Below are 18334 nucleotides of genomic sequence, written 5' to 3'. Positions count from 1 at the left end.
AGTATCTCATGGCCATAGCACCAAGTGATGTTGCCCCTCACAAGGCAACGACTTCCGAAGTGGATACCACCCACCTGACCCGTTCGGCGTGGGCACTCTCTCTGGGCAGCGCGCTGGAATACTATGATTTCGCGCTTTACAGCCTTGCCTCGGCACTGATCTTCGGGCCGCTGTTCTTCCCTTCCTCAAGTATCGCCATGCAGCTGATCCTCAGCTTTGGCACCTACTTCCTGGGCTTTGCGGTACGCCCGATCGGGGGTGTGGTGTTCGGCGCACTGGGCGACAGAATCGGCAGGAAGGCGGTACTGACCATCACGGTACTGCTGATGGGGGTTTCCAGTACGCTGATCGGCCTGCTGCCTACCTTCCATAGCGTTGGCTATCTCGCGCCGATCCTGCTGGTGATACTGCGTATCGGCCAGGGCCTGGGTGCCGGTGCCGAACAGGCTGGCGCAGCGGTGATGATGACCGAAAGCGCGCCGCGCAACCGGCGTGGATTCTTCGCCTCACTGCCCTTTGTTGGCGTACAGGGCGGCACCATTCTGGCGGCGCTGGTCTATTTCCTGATGCTCTATGGCGTTGAGGACATCGCTGATACCTGGCTGTGGCGTATTCCGTTCCTTTGCAGTGCCGCTATTGTGGGTGTTGCCCTCTATATGCGTCTGCACATGAAAGAATCTCCGACCTTCGAGAAACTTTCTGCGGAAAACAAAAGGCCCAAAAGCACCCTGAAAGAGTCACTGGCGTGCTCCAAGAAATCCATCCTGACCGGCATCGGGCTGCGCATGGCGGAAAACGGTGGCTCCTCCATCTACCAGGCGCTGGCTATCAGCTACATTGCCGGAGTCGTCGGTCTGAGAGGCCCGGTCGGTGCCCTGACACTGGTGGTTGCTGCTTCTGTCGGCGTCGTCACTGTACTGGTAGCGGGCAAGGCCAGCGACATCTACGGCCGACGCGCTGTTTACCGCTTCTTTGCCGTCTTCCAGCTCGTGGTCTCTTTCCCGGTCTGGTATGTGCTTAGCCAGGGTGAGCTGATCAGCACCATCATCGCCATTACCATTGCACTGGGCATCGGTACCTGGGGCATGTTTGGTGCTCAGGGAGCGCTGTTGCCGGAGCTGTTCGGTTCGCGCTACCGCTACCTCGGTGTGTCGATTTCACGTGAAATTTCTGCCGTGATTGCAGGCGGCATCGCTCCGCTGGTCGGCGCACTGCTAATGGGCGCTACCGAATGGGTACTAGGCGGAAATCCCGAAACGCGCATCTACGCATGGATTCCCATTGCCACTTACCTGTCGCTGCTGACCCTGATTACGGTTATTACCGCATGGCGCATGCCTGAATCGCTGAACCGTGACCTGAACAGCGAAGACGATGCCCATTGAGTAGCGCCTCGCAGCGCTCTACAGTAAATGGACATGGCATCCAGCTACCTTGTTCTGTCAGAGCGCGCTTGATACGGCGCGCTTTGGCAACATCTTCTCCCAACCTTCGAGGTTACTCCGATGAAGCCAACGGTTATCTCCTTCAATCATCCGCTTGACCCCAAGCTCAAAGAGCGTATCGAGCAGCACGCAGAACTTCTCGATTTCACTCACACCAAAACACCGGCTGACGATCCGAAATTCATTGAAGCGCTGGCAACGGCGGATGGCGTGATCGGCTCCAGCCTCAAGTTCGGTGCTGAGCTGATTGACAAGGCACCGCAGCTCAAAGTGGTCTCCAGCGTCTCCGCCGGTGTCGATAACTACGACGTTGAAGCACTTAATCAGCGCGGCATTCTGCTCTGCAACACGCCAGATGCCCTTACCGAAACCGTGGCTGATGCAGGTTTCGCCCTGATTCTGGCGTCCGCCCGTCGTGTGGTCGAGCTGGCGAACTGGGTGCGTGACGGTCAGTGGCAAAAAAGCCTCACCCCGGAACGTTTCGGCAAGGATGTGCATCACGCGACGCTGGGCATTGTCGGCATGGGCCGCATTGGTGCCGCTATCGCGCGTCGTGCCCGCTTCGGCTTCAACATGAACGTGCTTTATCACAACCGTTCGCAGCATCAGGGTTACGAAGAGGAAATTGGCGTCGAGTACCGCTCCTTCGAGGAGCTGCTCAAGGAGTCCGACTTCGTCTGCACCACGCTGCCCTATTCCGAACAGACTGCGAACATGTTCAATGCCGAAGCGTTTGAAATGATGGGCAAGGAGACTGTCTTCATCAATATTGGACGCGGCGGCGTAGTCGATGAGCCAGCACTGATTGCGGCCCTCGAAAACGGCACCATCAAGGCAGCGGGTCTTGATGTTTTCGCCAAGGAGCCTCTCTCCGCCGATAGCCCGTTGGCACAGCTCGATAACGTCGTGGCGCTGCCGCACCTTGGCTCGGCAACTGAAGCCACTCGCTACGCAATGGCAGAGCTTGCGGTCGATAACCTGATTGCCGCGTTGTCAGGCGAACGTCCGCAGTGCCCCTACAACTGGAAACAAATTGGCAACGAGTAGTGCTGATACCTCGATTGTATAAGCACGGAATGATATAAAGATCCAAACCATATGCGGTGGTGAGATATAAGCGTCTCGGCGCGTGTATCTACTTGCTCGGCAAGCACCTCTCGACCCCAGTGGTGGATTAGCTGTCAAACAACGGAGCATCTAGCATGTCCAAGCAGGAAATTGGCGTTATCGGTATGGCCGTCATGGGCAAGAACCTTGCCCTGAATATTGAAAGCCGCGGCTACACCGTGTCGATCTTCAACCGCTCGCGCGGCAAGACCGATGAAGTGATTGCAGAACATTCTGACAAAAAACTAGTGCCCAGCTATACCATCGAAGAATTTGTCGATTCGCTGGAAAAACCGCGCCGTATTCTGCTGATGGTTCAGGCGGGTGAAGCCACTGACAAAACCATCGAATCCCTGAAGCCGCACCTCGACAAGGGCGACATTCTGATCGACGGCGGCAACACCCTTTACACCGATACCATTCGTCGTAACAAAGAGCTTTCCGATGAAGGGTTCAACTTCATCGGTACCGGTGTTTCCGGCGGTGAAGAAGGTGCATTGAAAGGCCCGTCCATCATGCCTGGCGGTCAGAAGGAAGCGTATGAGCTGGTAGCGCCTATCCTTGAGAAGATTGCCGCCAAGGCGCCCGATGGCGATCCTTGTGTTACCTATGTTGGCCCAGATGGTGCAGGCCACTACGTTAAAATGGTACACAACGGCATCGAATACGGTGACATGCAGCTTATCGCTGAATCCTACTCGCTGCTCAAAGGCACCCTGGGTCTCTCTAACCGTGAGCTGGCCGACGTCTTCTCTGAGTGGAACCAGGGCGAACTCGACAGCTACCTGATCGACATTACCGCCAAGGTCTTCACCAAGAAGGACAAGGATTCCGATCAGGATGTGGTTGATGTCATCCTCGACTCGGCAGGCCAGAAAGGCACCGGCAAATGGACCAGCAAAAGCGCGCTCGATTTCGGTGTGCCGCTGCCGCTGATTACTGAATCCGTGTTCGCTCGCTTTATCTCGGCGCTCAAGGATCAGCGCGTCAAGGCCGCGAAAGTGCTGACCGGCCCCACGCCCAAGCCCTTCGACGGCGACCGTGCCGAGTTCATCGAGAAAATCCGCCGTGCGCTCTATCTGAGCAAGATCGTCTCCTACGCGCAGGGCTTCTCGCAGTACAAGTCGGCTTCCGAGTCCTACGGCTGGGATCTCAACTATGGCGAAATCGCCAAGATCTTCCGTGCTGGCTGCATCATTCGTGCAGGCTTCCTGCAGAAGATCACCGACGCCTACGAAGAAGATCCGCAGCTCGACAACCTGCTGCTGGCACCTTACTTCAAGGGCATCGCGGATGAATATCAGCAAGCGCTGCGTGACGTGGTTGCCTACGCTGTCCAGCAGGGCATTCCGACGCCGACCTTCTCCTCTGCGATCGCTTACTTCGACAGCTATCGCTCCGAGAAGCTGCCCGCTAACCTGATTCAGGCACAGCGCGACTTCTTCGGCGCTCACACTTATCAGCGTCTCGACAAGGAAGGCACCTTCCATACCGAGTGGCTGAAAGACGACTAAGCGGCCCGCTTCGCTTGTCATAGAACGCCCGCGCCCCCTCTAGGGTCGCGGGCGTTGTCGTATCAGTTTCTACATTCGCCATCTTTTTCGCGCCCTTTATGGTGGCTGCAAGCCATCGGCGCAGGAGTTCGCCATGTTTCAGGCCATTTATCTGACTCAGGATGAAAATCACGCTACCCACGCCCAGCTTGAGCAGTTGGAGGAAGCTCAACTACCCGACCGTGAGGTGTGGATCGACGTGGAGTGGAGCACGCTCAACTACAAGGACGCGCTGGCACTTACGGGCAAAGGCAAGATCGTGCGGGAATTCCCCATGGTGCCGGGCATTGATCTGGCTGGCGTGGTACGGGAAAGCCGCTCCCCCAACTATTCACCCGGTGATCGGGTGCTGCTGAATGGCTGGAACGTCGGCGAGAAGTACTGGGGCGGGCTGGCTCAGCAGGCACGGGTGGATGCCCACTGGCTGACGCCGCTGCCGCAAGGAATGAGCACCCACACCGCCATGGCGCTGGGCACCGCAGGCTACACCGCGATGCTGTGCGTTCAGGCTCTGGAGCGCCATGGGGTAACACCGGAAAGCGGCCCCATACTGGTGACCGGCGCGAATGGTGGCGTCGGCACTATCGCCATCATGCTGCTGAAAAAGGCGGGTTACCGGGTGATTGCCGCGACAGGACGAATGGGGCAGCGTGATGCCCTGCTGGCGCTGGGGGCAAGCGAGGTGATGGATAGAAATGAGCTGAATCAGGCTGCGCCTCCCTTGGGTAAGGCACGCTGGGCAGGGGCCATTGATAGCGTTGGCAGCCACACGCTCGCCAACGTGTGTGCCCATACGCAGGAAAATGGCGCTGTCGCCTGCTGCGGTCTTGCTCAGGGCATGGACTTTCCCGCCTCGGTGGCGCCGTTTATTTTGCGCGGTATCACGCTATGCGGCATCAACAGCGTGACGCGCCCTGCCAGTGAGCGCGACAACGCGTGGCAGCGCCTGGCCCACGATATCGACCTTGAGCAGCTGGACCGATTGACTCGCACCATCGCCCTTCCTGAAGCCATCGGTGCCGCCGAAGAGCTGCTGGCAGGCAAGGTACGGGGCCGTCTCGTGGTTGACGTTAATCGTTGAATAAAAGAAAGAAGGCGGCAAACCTGCATATAGAGGTCGCCGCCTTATTTTTTCAATCTACTGAATGCGCCCAACCGCTGGCACGGGTGGAAGGCATGTATCGCCAAGCGGCCCGCTCACTGAAGGCAGAGAAGACTACGCGGCGGCAGTGCTGCTCAACCGTCGCGCAGCTCTTCTCTTCACCTCAGCATCCAACCCGCTTCCCGACTATTTCTTGTCAGCAGGCCAGGTAGGATAGCGACGCTCGCTGGCTGCCGGTGGGAAGTACTGATAGAGCCAGGTTTCACTGAGCGTCTCGTCACCCGATTTCAGGAACAGACGCAGATTGACCGGATCGGTGCTCTCCGAGGTGGGATACCAGTCAAACAGAATCCGGTAGCCCTTGAACTCCTTGACGTAGATAACATGTATGTCCTGCACCTTACCGTCACTGGCAGAGACTTGCGGCTGTAGGCTAAGCCCCTCATCCAGCTCGGCAAAATCGACGGCAAAGCGACGGCACCACACATCAGGGTACTGCTCTCCCGGTGCCCAGCCTTCCGTAAAGCCACCGGCTCCCTGGCGGGTTTCAAGCACGTTGGCGAGCGAACTCTGAACCGGTGGCAGCGGTGCCCAGTGCAAGCGATATCGGAAGTGATACTCCCCACCCTTGGCAATTTTCTGTTCCGGCTGCCACATGCAGACAATGTTATCGAGGGTTTCACCGGTCGAAGGCAGCTCCAGCAGATTAACCGCCCCCTTGCCCCACTCATTGAGCGGCTCTACCCACAGGCTGGGGCGCTTATGGTAGAGATCGACGGTATCCTGATAGGTGGCAAAATCACGCTGTAGCTGCAATAGCCCGAAACCGCGCGGGTTTTCATCGGCATAGGCGTTGTACTGGATATGCTCGGGGTTATTGAGCGGCCGCGCGACCCATTCGCCATTCCCGCGCCACATCGCAAGGCGATCGGAGTCATGGATTTCAGGGTGATAGGTGACGCAGGCGCGGCGATCATTGCTGCCGCAGCTAAACATACTGCTCATCGGCGCAATCCCCAGCTGGGCAATATCCTTGCGCGGATAGACAAAGCTATCGACTTCCTGCGTTACCTTGCCCTCTACGTTTTCGCAATCAAGCACGAAATGGTAGGCACCTACTGCGCTGGGGCTATCGAGCAGCGCATAGACACTGAAGGATTGGCTGGTATTCGGCTCAGGCTGCTGAATCCAGAATGCCACGAAATCGGGGAACTCTTCCTGGAGGTTATCAATATAGGTATCAATCGCCAGACCACGCGCCGATAGCCCGTACTGGCCGTCGCCTCCTTCGGCACGGAAATAGCTGGCCCCCAGGAAGGAAAACACATCGCTTTTATCAAAATCCGGTGCGCGGAATACCTTGAAGCCGGCAAAACCGAGATCATCCTGCCCCTTCAACGCATTGGTATCGACGCCAGCGTCATGATAATTGAACAGCGAAGGACGGAAGTGCACTTCACGCGCCTGATTACCAGCCTGATTCAGCGAGTAGATATGCACGCGACGTTTGAAATGCATGCCCACATGGAAAAACTCGACATCGACGGCGCGCCTGGCGTTGGAGTGCCAGAGCGAATGGTTTTTATCGTAGCCAATCTTCTGATATTGCAGCGGCGACAAGTTCGCCAGCGTCTCGGGAATCGGGCCAGGCGCTCCGCCGAAAGGCTTGGTAGCTTCACTCCTGGCGCGCTTTTTCAATTCATCAAAGCTGAAAGGCACCGGTTTTCCGTCAGCAATGGCCGCTGGAGCAGCGGCTCGCGCCATCGAAGGAACACTGCAAAATGCTGCCAGCGCCGCTGACGCCTTGAGTACTGACCTGCGATCCATAACGAGAATTTTCCTGTGTAGGCAATGAATGTGATGCGCAGACTACGCATGTTTATGAAGCGCACTGCCACGCGCCGCATCGCTGTGAATGAAGGTTCCTCACTCGGACAGCGCCTGCCCGAAATAGTGCCCGCAGAAGAGCACCGGCTCAAGCGCTGTTAACGTACCGGCAGCGAGACATCGGCAAAAACCGCTGCTTCGTGCCCAATCCCTGCCGCCATCGCGGCCTCAACCCGCTCACGGGTAAGGTGAGGCGCAAGGCGCTCAAGGAAATCGAGCATGTAACGACGCAGGAAGGTACCGCGCCGAATGCCGACGCTGGTCAGCGAGCTATCGAAAAGATGCGAAGCATCAATGGCCACCAGCCCCTCTTCCTGCGAAGGAGCCGCCATGTGCGCCACGATACCAATGCCCATGCCCAACCGAACATAGGTTTTTATCACATCGGCATCGGCTGCTGTCAGCACCACATTGGGCGAAAGCCCCATCTTGCGGAAGGCGCTATCAAGCTGGGAGCGCCCGGTGAAGCCACGGGTGTAGGTAATCAAGGGCAGATCGGCCAAGGCTTCCAGGGTCAGCTCGCCCGGTGCTAGCGTCGCCAGAGGGTGCTGCTCAGGCACCAGCACGCTGCGGTTCCACTGATAAAGCGGCAAGACCACCAGATCGTTGAACAGCGCCAATGCTTCCGTACAGATCGCGAAGTCAGCCTTGCCATCTACCACCAGCTGCGCAATCTGGCGCGGGTCGCTTTGGTGCATATGCAGTGCAATACCAGGATAGCGCTCACCGAAAGCCTGAATAACGGGAGGAAGTGCATAGCGCGCCTGAGTATGGGTGGTAGCGATGGTCAGCTCACCGCGCGCTTCGTTGCTGTGCTCCTGCGCCACCTGCTTGATGTTCTCCACGGTATGCAGCACCTGCCCGGCCAGCTCGATTACCGCCTGTCCTGCTGGTGTGACGCGAGTCAGATGCTTACCGCTGCGCGCAAAGATTTCGATGCCCAGTTCGCCTTCCAAAAGACGGATCTGCTTGGAGATACCGGGCTGAGAAGTAAAGAGGCTTTGGGCGGTTGCCGATACGTTCAGATTATTTCGTGATACTTCCCATACGTAGCGAAGCTGTTGGAGTTTCAACGCTGCACTCTCCCGTAAACAACCAAAGATGGACACTCTCGCCCTGAAAAGCGGGAGCGCTGGATGAGATGACCCACCCCGGCTGACCGGTGGGAAGGTTTTTAATGCTATCAAGTCATAAAATCATAAACAATCGGTCCTTTTAGCTATATCAAAATAGCTTTAAGTTGCCCCTCTTATGATGCAAACAGCCGTCATATCACGCTGTTACCAAGGTGCGCCCCGAGGCTTCCAAAGGCCACACCGAGCGCCCCCTTCCCTTGCATGAGAGCGATATGGATCTAACCTCATTTCTGTTTTACATCGTAGCCGGTGCCGGGGTCGGATTTGCCATGGGCTGTACCGGGGTGGGCGGCGGTTCATTAATGACGCCGATTTTGCTGGCCGTCGGTATTCCAGCTCAAACCGCCATCGGAACCGACCTGCTTTACGCGGCCATTACCAAGGTCAGCGGCCTATTCAGCCATCAGCGCCGCGGCAACATCGACTGGACCATCACCCGGCGCATGAGCCTTGGCAGCATTCCCGCTACCATACTGACGCTGCTTGCCCTGCACTATTTCAGTGAAGGGCCACAGGGTTATGCCGAGCTATTGACCGGCGTACTCGGTATCATGCTGGTGCTGACCGCCATATTGCTGATTCTGCGCGGGCCGATCACCCGCCTGGCGCGCCAGCACGACCGCTGGGTAACGCAGCGAGCGCCTCTCTTTACCCTCATCGCGGGAGCGATACTCGGTGTCTGCGTTACCCTCTCCTCGGTGGGCGCAGGCGTCTTCGGCACAGCGGTACTGCTCCTGCTCTATTCGCGTCTCAAGCCAAGCAAGGTGGTCGGCACCGATCTCGCTCACGCGGTTCCGCTGACCTTTATTGCTGGCAGCGGCCATATGCTGATGGGAAATACCGACTGGGTGCTGTTGGCAGGACTATTGATCGGTTCGCTGCCTGCAATTCATCTGGGAGCAGCCGTGGCTCAAAAGATGCCCACCAATCTGCTGCGCTGGATACTTACCCTGCTGCTGCTGGGCCTTGGCCTGAATTACAGCATCGACTTTCTCTTCTTCTAATCGCTCCTGCCGGCGCATTCACGCCGTCGAACCCCGCTCACGGCTGCGCCAGCACCTTCCCAAAGCGCTGAGCCATAAAGCGAGCTGAAATTTGCCCGCTAGCGGCGCAATGGGTAATATCGAGGCATTAGCGCCACTTCGCTTCTGAAGTGCAATCAACATATGGAGACTACGATGGTCAATAATGTGGACGTCACTGAAAGTAACTTCGAACAGGAAGTTATCAGCTCTGACAAACCGGTACTGCTGAAATTCTGGGCTCCCTGGTGCGGCCCCTGCAAGATGATGGCACCTGTCGTGGAAGAGATCGCAGAAGAACGCGCCGACAGCCTCAAAGTGGTCAGCATCAATGTTGACGACGCAGCCGACATTGCTGCTCAGCAGGGTGTACGCGGCGTACCCACCGTTACCATCTTCAAGAATGGTGAAAAGGTCGCCTCACTGGTAGGCGCGCAGTCCAAGGCTCAGCTGACCCAGTTTATTGATCAGAACGCCTGATCTTCCAGAAGCCTGCTCAACATCTCGCGCTAGCGCTATGCAAGGCCAAAACAGGCAAGGACGCGGAGTTTACGCGGTGTAAATGAGCAATCCGAACCTGTTTTTAAGGCAGTAGAGCCGACACGCGGCAGACGTTGAACAGGTTATCAGCGCGCTTGCCTGCCCCTCGAAAGAGCGGGCAACGCCACTAAAAAAACCGAGCCCGGTCTTTCCGGCTCGGTTTTTTCTTTGCCGCATCAGGGCCAGCGCCGCGGTGTTGTTCAATACACGGCGCAAGTGCCGGTAAGCGATGCCCACCGGCACCTGCTGCCCTCTCCACCAGCAGAAGACCAGCAAGCGACCGCACCTTAAAAAGCGTTATCGGGATTCATATACCTTTTTTGCCCTCTTCGCTTTTTTCTCTTGTTCGACCGGCCCAATCAGCACGGATAACCAGCGCGTATCGGGATGACAATCGAGCAGGATCTTGAGCGACATGGTGAGCGGTACCGACAGCAGCAGTCCTACCGGGCCGAATACCCACCCCCATACCACCAACGAGAGAAAGACCATCAGAGACGAAATCCCGAGCGCTTGCCCCATCAAATGAGGTTCAAACACGTTACCGCTGATAAAGTGCACCAGCCCCAGCACCACCGCCAGAATGATCGCAGACATGACCCCGACTTCGGGCATCACCAGCGCCATGATCACAGGGGGAATGGCCGACAGAAACGCACCGATATTGGGGATGAAGTTAAGCAGGAAGGCCAATACCCCCCAGATCAGCGCAAACTGAACGCCAAGAATCCAGCACGCCACGGTCGTAGCCACGGCACAGATCAGGCCGATTTCACTCTTCACGATCAGATAGCGCGTCAGGCTTTCCGAAAACTGGGTAACACGTTCGATTCGGCCATCGGCATGGGTAAACGCGGCGCGCAGCTTGGTCGGCAGGTCGATAATTTCGAATATCATAAAGACCGCCATCACCAGAATAATTACTGCCTGCGACAGCGTATCGCCCACACTGCTCAACAATCCCGGTACATAGTGCATCATCTGCGACGGATCGAACTTGTCGACGATGGCCTGCTGGTCAATGGGCAGCCCCCAGCCTTCCAGAATGCCTACCCCCTGGTTATACAGCTCGCTAAGCCGATCGGAGAAGCGCGGCCACTGCTCGCTGAACTGGGTGAACTGACTGCCAATCAGCAGCGATATCAGGCCCAGCATCAGCAGCGCCATCACCAATACAACCGTGACCGCGAGAATGACGTTCCAGCCGCGCCCTTTCAGCCAGCGCACTGGCTGGGAGCACAGTATGGCAAAGAACAGGCTTAGCAGGATCGGGATGATCAGATCGCTGCCCAGCTTTAATCCACCAAACACGATAAAGACCGATGCCAGTGCCAGCACCATATTAAAGGGCATGGTCTTCGCACCGGTATCCTTTGATGTCTGGTGTAAGTGTGTTTCTCGTGTCGCTCCCTCACTCGATGGCGAGGGCCGCTTCGACTGTTCCATTCCGATTATCTCCTTATCGGATTATGCTGCTTCTGCCTTGTCAGACAGAGGCAGGCTTCATGCGCCGCTCGGATAGCCACCGTACCAACAGGTTGGCCAGCACCGAACAGAGCAACATCGTAACGACCATGGGGGCAGCGCCTTCCACCGAGAGCGAGCTGATAATCGCCCCGGCTACGGCTCCCAGGGAAAACTGTAGACAGCCCATAACCGCATTGGCAGTGGCGCTCATGTGAGGGAAGTAGTCGAGCATTGACGACACCGCATTGGGGTTAATCAACCCTGCGGTGCCAACAAACATCATCACCAGCACCATGATTACTGGTACTGAATCCATTCCGGTAGCTACCACCGCCACCATCAATAGCGCAGCCACCAGCTGTACCGACAGGCCGATTTTCAGCAGGCGGCGCGGCTTATGATGATGAAGCAGCTTGATATTCAGGCGATTGGAGCCGGCCATCACGATGATGTTGGCACCAAACAGGAACGGATAAACCGCTGGCGATACCTGATAGTACTCCAGATAGAGATAGGGAGAGCTGGTAATAAAGGCGAACATCGCCGCGACCGACAGCGCACAGGTCATCATGTAACCCAGTGCCGCGCGATGGGTTATTACCTGCCGGTAGTGACCGACAACGGCGAGCACCGAGGGCTTGTGCTCGGGTCTGGCGCGTGTTTCCGGCAAGGCAAATACCACAATGGCCAACACGACAATGGCGTAGCACATCAAAAAGCCGAAAATGAGCTGCCAGCCTCCCAGATACAGCAGCGCGGTCCCCAGCATCGGAGCCACCAGGGGTGCCAGCAGCAAGATCATCACCATGGTGGACAATACCCTGGCGGCTTCAGGGCCGGCAAAGCGGTCACGCACAATAGCGGGCGAATTGACCACACAGGCTCCACCGCCCAGCGCTTGCACAAAGCGCCAGAAGAACAGCTCCGACAGACTATGAGTGAACATCAGCGCCAGGCACGACACGATAAACAGCAGCAGCCCTGCAATCAGCACCGGGCGTCGCCCAAGCCGGTCGGACATGGGGCCGAACACTAGCTGCCCAATGGCGAAGCCGGCCAGAAAAACGCTCACCGATACGGACGTGTGATGAACACTTTCGCCAATATGCCTGGCAATATTCGGCATTGCCGGCAAATAGGCGTCAATGGCAAAAGGTGCCAATGCCGTGATGGCCGCCACCAGCAGCGCTAAACGTCGTGCACTTATGGTGCTCACACCACCTCCCATGAATAGTAAAAACCCGGATGCCGTAGCACCCGGGTTGATTGGCTTGTCGCTGGCAAACAGCGTTAGCGTGCAGTACTACCCTCTGGCGCAGCCGCAGAGCCGGAACCGCCGTTATCGTTGGCAGCAGCACCATCGTCGCCTGTTGCTTCAGGTGCCGAGAAGTCATCGCTGTCAGCGCCTGCGGCAAAGGGATCATTGGTGACCTTGTTGCCGTCGATTTCGAACTGACGGCGCTGCATCCACGCATCACGAATGAAGGTGTAGCGGTCGCCGTTCTGCATCAGTTTTTCCTGATCCAGCAGATCAGCGCGCACCTGCACCAGATCGACAGCACGCAGCCCCCAGCGGGCGTAGCTATTGTCGATATAAGTGACCGCATCAGAGAACCAGTCACCCGGCAAGCCCATGGTGTCACGTACCGTACTAGGACCAAGCAGCGGCAGCATCATGAACGGGCCTGACTTGAAGCCCCACGCAGCAAAGGTTTTGCCGAAGTCTTCATGACGCTTCTCGATGCCCAGGCGCGATGCCGGGTCAAGCAGACCACCGATACCCAGCGTGGTATTCAGCAGCACGCGGGAGAGCGACGTACCGACAATCATCGGGTTACCCTGCAACACGCCGTTGACGGTAGTGCCTACATCGCCGATGTTGCCGAAGAAGTTGCGTACACCATCCTGTACCGGATCAGGCGTTACTGCATCGTAGCCTCGTGCCACCGGACGGAAGGCATAATGATCGAGGGTATCGTTGAATGCAAATACGCCACGGTTGAAACCTTCCCATGGGTCATTGGGCTGACCGTCCTGAGTGTACATGCCTGCACACCCGCTAAGGGCCACGGCGGTTGCCGCCGCCGCCGAAATATTGCGTAGTCCCTTCATGAAAGAACATCCCCTATTTAGTGCCTGGCTTGCGTTGCACCATATTGTACGAACCGCCACTGCACGTTAGTGCCGATACCTACAGGCACCACGCTTCAGCAAGGCTGAGCCGCTCAACAGGCGATCAATCGCAAGTCTTTTAATCGAACAATAGCGCAATGATATCAAGCACAGCGCCATTTGACTGCCTTTTCTTTACACACGTCTTTACACACGAGCAAGACAAACCCACCGACGTCTTTTAACAACGCAGCGAATAAAGTGGGCATGATCCCTGTACGCATACCCTCAACAGATATTCCCCTACCATAACGGCGTGCAGTGCTCGCGTCACTGGCAGGGTGAATTAATGTGCGCTGCTCAGCTCCTTCCAGCGCCGCTCAAGACGCTTCACGGATACCGCCTCTTTGGTGCCGAGCTGCTGGGCAAACAGCGATACCCGAAGCTCCTGCAACTGCCAAAAGAACTCCTGCAACCAGGCGGGCGTAACGCCGCTCTGACGCGCACGCTCAAAACGCGCATCGAGGCGTGCCTCAAGCTCGGTCACTTCATCCATCGCCAACTGATCGCGACGTGTTTCGCGGGCTACCTTCTCAAGCCTGAGTCGAGCAGCTTCTATATAACGCGGATACTCCTCAAGCCACTCTCCTGCCGTGGCAATAAAGCCAGGATAGACCAAACGCGCCAACTGGCTCTTGACGTCAGCATAGCTGCGCGCCACGTCCAGACCGATACGCGCTTTTTTCAACTGCTTTTTCAGCGCTATCACGCCTTTTAACGCGGCTTCGGTCCGGGCAATCAGGGTGTCAGCCAGTTCACCCAACTGGCCGCGCGAGTGATCCAGACGTGCACGCAGTTCAGACGCCGACCGCGGCAGGGGATCATAGGCAAACGCGTTGATAAACAGGGTATTGCCAAGATCGCTGATCAGCTCGCGCTTGCTGCCCACCTGAGTATAAAGCACCGCCAGCGCCTCCAGCCGCTTGTCGCGACGAAAGTAGCCAAGCTGTTCGGGCAGCGCCAGCATTGCCGCCCGCGCTACCCCTTGGCGCATGCTGCGCTCGGCTGCATCAGGGTGATCATAAAACTTGATACCGATGCTATCGCCTTCATCGACAAACGCTGGGTAGAGCGTGATGCGGATACCGGCCTGCTCCCGCTCCACCTGTTCAGCGAGCGGCGTCTCGGGCAGCGTCTTCAACCCCTGCTGCTCACCGGAATGCGCCGCAGAAGCGCCAGCGGCTGTCTGCGGTGCAGCATCGCGGTAGCGGCCTACCAGTTGATCGAGATCACGCCCCTGCCCCAGGGTTTTACCTGCCGCATCGACCACCTTGAAGTTGGTACGCAGGTGATCGGGCAGCTCGATCTCATCCCATACCTGCGGGTCAACCTTCAGCCCTGTCTTGCGCCGCAGAAACTCGCCCAGCGCAACCCCCATCGACTCGCTGCCCGGCACAATTGCTTCAAGGGCTGCATCCACCCAATCAGGAATGGGAACGATCTGGCGGCGGTACTGCTTGGGCAAGCCTTTCAACAGTGCGATGGCCTTTTCGCGCCGCAGCCCCGGCACCAGCCAATCGAAACGTTCACGGGGCAGCGTATTGAGCATCAAGGCCGGCACTGTCACGGTCACCCCGTCATTCTGGGTACCAGGGGCGAAGTGGTAATCAAGCGGCAGCTCAACCGGCCCAACCGCCAGTTTTTCAGGATATTGCGCCAGCGTCACTTCTTCGGCATCACGCGCCATCAGCGCTTCTTTATCCACGAACAGGAAGCGTGGCTCCAGCTGTTCATGCTGCTTGCGCCAGCGGTCAAAGGAGCGGCTGTCGTAAATATCGGCGGGCAGGCGCTGATCGTAGAAGTCGTAAAGCTGCTCTTCATCCACCAGAATATCGCGCCGCCGCACCTTGTCCTCAAGCTGCTCTACTTCGTCGATAAGCGCTTGATTATGTTCCATAAAGGCCGCGTTGGTGGCTAATTGTCCCTCTACCAGCGCTGAGCGAATAAATATCTCGCGCGCCTCCTGCGGATTGATATGACCATAGGCCACCCGCCGTTTGGCGTAGATCGGCAAGCCGAACAGGGTGCCCTGTTCAAGCGCCACCACTTGCCCCCGTTTGGTTTCCCAGTGAGGCTCGGCGTGGCTGCGCTTGATTAACGAGCCTGCTGCGGCTTCGATCCACTCCGGCTTGATCGCCGCGACTTCACGCGCATACAAGCGCGTGGTTTCGACCAGCTCGAAGGCCATCACCCACTTGGGCGCTTTCTTCGCCACAAATGAAGCCGGATGCAGCACAAACTGGCGGTTGCGCGCACCGAGATATTCACGCGCCTCCTGCTTAAGCCCCAGGTTTGACAGCAGGCCGGTGAGCAGCGCCGCGTGCAAACGCTGATAATCAATCTCTTCTTTCAGCTCGTTGTCGGGCAGCTTGAGTTCGTGGGCTAGCTGGCGCAGCTGGCGATAGGTGTCGTGCCATTCACGCAACCGCATATAGTTGAGATAGTGCTCCCGGCACCAGCGCCGTAGCTGTGAGGAAGAGAGTTCATCACGGGCAGCGACAAAGGCTTGCCACAGCTTGATCCAGCCCGCGAAATCCGACGCAGGATCAGCCCACTCGCGGTGCGCCTGATCCGCCGCCTGACGCTTGTCAGCAGGGCGCTCGCGGGGGTCCTGCACCGCCAGCGCACTTACCACAATCAGCGTTTCGCGCAGGCTTCCTTGGGCGCCACCGGCCAGCACCATGCGTGCCAGACGCGGATCGACCGGAAAACGCGCCAACTGGCGCCCCACCGACGTGATCCGTTGCTTGTCGACCGCCCCCAGTTCTTCCAGCAGACGGAAGCCATCCCGCACGAAGCGCTCATCCGGTGGCTCGATAAATGGAAAAGCGCCGATATCCCCCAGCTTGAGCGCCAGCATCGACAGAATGACGGCCGCCAGATTGGTGCGCTTGATTTCAGGATCGGTAAAGGCGGGCCGCGCCAGAAAATCATCCTCGCTGTAGAGCCGGATGCACAGGCCCGCCGCCACACGACCACAGCGCCCCTTGCGCTGTTCGGCACTGGCCTGACTGATCGGCTCAATCGGCAGCCGCTGAATCTTGGCGCGGTAGCTATAGCGACTGATTCGCACCAGCCCGGGGTCGATAACGTAGCGAATGCCCGGCACTGTCAGCGAGGTTTCCGCCACGTTGGTCGAGAGCACGATGCGTCGCCCCGCATGGGCAGCAAACACGCGGTTCTGCTCCGCCGCCGAGAGTCGCGCATAGAGCGGCAGTATTTCGGTATGACGCAGTTGGGCGCGGCGCAGCACATCGGCAGTTTCACGAATCTCGCGCTCGCCGGGCAGGAATACCAGCACATCCCGCGGGCCGCTGCCAAAGCCCAACTCACGCTCCGCCTGTTCGATCTCTTCCACGGCGCGCAGGATACCTTCCTGCACACTGATATCGTCCTCATCGTCACCGCTGCGCACCAGTGGACGGTAACGTGTTTCCACCGGAAAGGTACGCCCCGACACTTCGATGATAGGGGCGGGAACACGTTTCCCTTCGCGCTCAACAGCGAAGTGGTCAGCAAAGCGCTCCAGGTCGATAGTCGCCGAGGTAATCACCAGCTTGAGATCGCGACGACGCGCCAGGAGCTGTTTGAGATAACCCAACAGGAAGTCGATATTAAGACTGCGCTCGTGTGCTTCATCAATGATGATCGCGTCGTAGCGCAGCAGATCAGGATCATGCTGGGTCTCGGCCAGCAGAATACCGTCGGTCATCAGCTTGATACGCGTATCAGCGCTGGTGTTGTCAGCGAAACGCATCTGATAGCCGACGCCCTCTCCGAGCGGCGTTTCAAGCTCTTCCGCCAAACGCGCCGCTACCGAACGCGCTGCCAGACGACGCGGCTGGGTATGACCAATAATGCCGCGCCGCCCCAGCCCGCACTCAAGACACAGCTTGGGTAGCTGGGTAGTTTTTCCCGAGCCGGTTTCACCGGCAACCACAATCACCTGATGCTCGTTGAGCGCCTTGAGAATGTCTGCACGCTTGCCGCTGACCGGCAGTGATTCAGGATAATCAAGGGTGAAGGTGCGTGCTTCACGGGCAGCCACCTGCGCCTTGCTCTTGGCGATACGCTGCCGGATGTCATTCAGCGCACGGTCAATCGGCTGACCGCGTTTCGTGCGCTGGGCAAGCTTTGCCAGCCGCCCCGAAAGCGCCTGGGCATCAGCAAGTGTTACCTCATCGAGCGCCTTGCCTAGTGCTCGAAGCTGGTCGTGTTCACTGCCAGAAGCAGGAGATAAATCGGATGCGCTCAAAGCGACCTCAGCAACTCACAAGAAAAGAAAGTAACGATCTGCATGAAACGGCCTGTGCCACTGGCTCGCGTCCATACATGGCAATAAGCAAGGCCGCCCCACCAGTCAACAAACTGATGCAGGCGGCCGGTTTCAGCAATAACGCGATGCAAGCCGCATCGCCCTGATTGCTATACGGTAGGTTCCTGGCGGACCGCGCGGTGAGCGCCAGAGCCGCGTTTGCCTGACTGCCCCGATGCAGCACTCGACTGCGGCGGTTGGGGGCCAAAACGGCGCGCCAGCAAACAGGCGATTCCGCCGCCAGCCACAGCCCCTATGACAACCCCCACCAGAGCGCCTTTAAGCTGCCCGGCCAGCACACCCAGCGCCGCCACGATAATCGCCGGAGCGATACCGGAGTAGCTCTCGATATCGACAGTGGCAGGACTGCTGAAGTACCACGGCATCCAGATGGCCCCTGCCACCAGGCCGACAATTGTCCAGCGCAGTATTCGTGGCACGAAACCGATGGCAAAATAGCCCGCGCCCAGCACCACCAGAGAAAGAACGGCGTAGTAAAGCCACAGCTGCGGCAATGAATTTGAAAACATTAGCGGATCTGCTCCAGTACCCTGGGGCTGCACACAGCAACGCCCCTAGTGTGATTTA

General features: G+C 57.8%; 13 protein-coding genes. 6 read left to right on the top strand and 7 right to left on the bottom strand.

What is annotated here, in order from left to right; genetic code table 11:
• Positions 1–8: 8 nt before the first annotated feature.
• From L881_RS0105755 to acuI, 4 genes are all read left to right on the top strand, one after another.
• Positions 9–1385, top strand: a complete 1377-nt coding sequence (locus L881_RS0105755; protein WP_025732753.1) for an MFS transporter — start codon at positions 9–11, stop codon at positions 1383–1385.
• Between the two features lie 120 nt (positions 1386–1505).
• Positions 1506–2492, top strand: coding sequence for a 2-hydroxyacid dehydrogenase (locus L881_RS0105750; protein ID WP_025732752.1), 987 nt, complete (start codon positions 1506–1508; stop codon positions 2490–2492).
• Between the two features lie 155 nt (positions 2493–2647).
• Positions 2648–4066: an NADP-dependent phosphogluconate dehydrogenase gene (gndA, locus tag L881_RS0105745; RefSeq protein ID WP_025732751.1), complete on the top strand. Its 1419-nt coding sequence runs from the start codon at positions 2648–2650 to the stop codon at positions 4064–4066.
• A 133-nt stretch (positions 4067–4199) separates the two neighbouring features.
• Entirely contained in the window at positions 4200–5186 is a 987-nt protein-coding gene (acuI, locus tag L881_RS0105740) for an acrylyl-CoA reductase (NADPH) (RefSeq protein WP_025732750.1), read from the top strand.
• A 207-nt stretch (positions 5187–5393) separates the two neighbouring features.
• On the opposite strand, the gene L881_RS0105735 is transcribed toward acuI, so the two are convergent.
• Positions 5394–7034 (bottom strand): OpgD/OpgG family glucan biosynthesis protein, encoded by a 1641-nt coding sequence (locus tag L881_RS0105735; protein WP_025732749.1) that lies wholly within the window; start codon positions 7032–7034, stop codon positions 5394–5396.
• 158 nt (positions 7035–7192) lie between these two features.
• Positions 7193–8167 carry an HTH-type transcriptional regulator CysB gene (gene cysB / locus L881_RS0105725; RefSeq protein ID WP_025732748.1) on the bottom strand — a complete coding sequence of 325 codons (975 nt, stop codon included), beginning with the start codon at positions 8165–8167 and terminating at the stop codon, positions 7193–7195.
• A 275-nt stretch (positions 8168–8442) separates the two neighbouring features.
• Between cysB and L881_RS0105720 the strand changes: the two genes are divergently transcribed.
• On the top strand, positions 8443–9234 hold the full coding sequence (locus L881_RS0105720; RefSeq protein WP_025732747.1) for a sulfite exporter TauE/SafE family protein: 792 nt from the start codon (positions 8443–8445) through the stop codon (positions 9232–9234).
• A gap of 174 nt (positions 9235–9408) precedes the next feature.
• Positions 9409–9732, top strand: coding sequence for a thioredoxin (gene trxA / locus L881_RS0105715; protein WP_025732746.1), 324 nt, complete (start codon positions 9409–9411; stop codon positions 9730–9732).
• A gap of 357 nt (positions 9733–10089) precedes the next feature.
• Here trxA and L881_RS0105705 read toward each other — a convergent pair whose 3' ends face one another.
• The 5 genes from L881_RS0105705 to L881_RS12890 all read right to left on the bottom strand — a co-directional run bounded on the left by L881_RS0105705 (position 10090) and on the right by L881_RS12890 (position 18276).
• Positions 10090–11145 carry an AI-2E family transporter gene (locus L881_RS0105705; RefSeq protein WP_025732744.1) on the bottom strand — a complete coding sequence of 352 codons (1056 nt, stop codon included), beginning with the start codon at positions 11143–11145 and terminating at the stop codon, positions 10090–10092.
• A 133-nt stretch (positions 11146–11278) separates the two neighbouring features.
• Positions 11279–12475, bottom strand: coding sequence for a Bcr/CflA family multidrug efflux MFS transporter (locus tag L881_RS0105700; RefSeq protein WP_025732743.1), 1197 nt, complete (start codon positions 12473–12475; stop codon positions 11279–11281).
• Between the two features lie 74 nt (positions 12476–12549).
• Positions 12550–13371, bottom strand: coding sequence for an MlaA family lipoprotein (locus L881_RS0105695; protein ID WP_025732742.1), 822 nt, complete (start codon positions 13369–13371; stop codon positions 12550–12552).
• 346 nt (positions 13372–13717) lie between these two features.
• Complete coding sequence (gene hrpA, locus L881_RS0105690; protein WP_025732741.1) at positions 13718–17686, bottom strand: ATP-dependent RNA helicase HrpA; 3969 nt, start codon at positions 17684–17686, stop codon at positions 13718–13720.
• 170 nt (positions 17687–17856) lie between these two features.
• A complete protein-coding gene (locus L881_RS12890; RefSeq protein WP_051464801.1) occupies positions 17857–18276 on the bottom strand; it encodes a hypothetical protein in 420 nt (139 codons plus the stop codon).
• Positions 18277–18334: the final 58 nt, after the last annotated feature.

It is taken from the genome of Carnimonas nigrificans ATCC BAA-78 (genome assembly GCF_000526695.1).
GTDB classification, from domain to species: Bacteria; Pseudomonadota; Gammaproteobacteria; order Pseudomonadales; family Halomonadaceae; genus Carnimonas; species Carnimonas nigrificans.
This window is presented reverse-complemented; position numbering and strand designations above follow the sequence as displayed.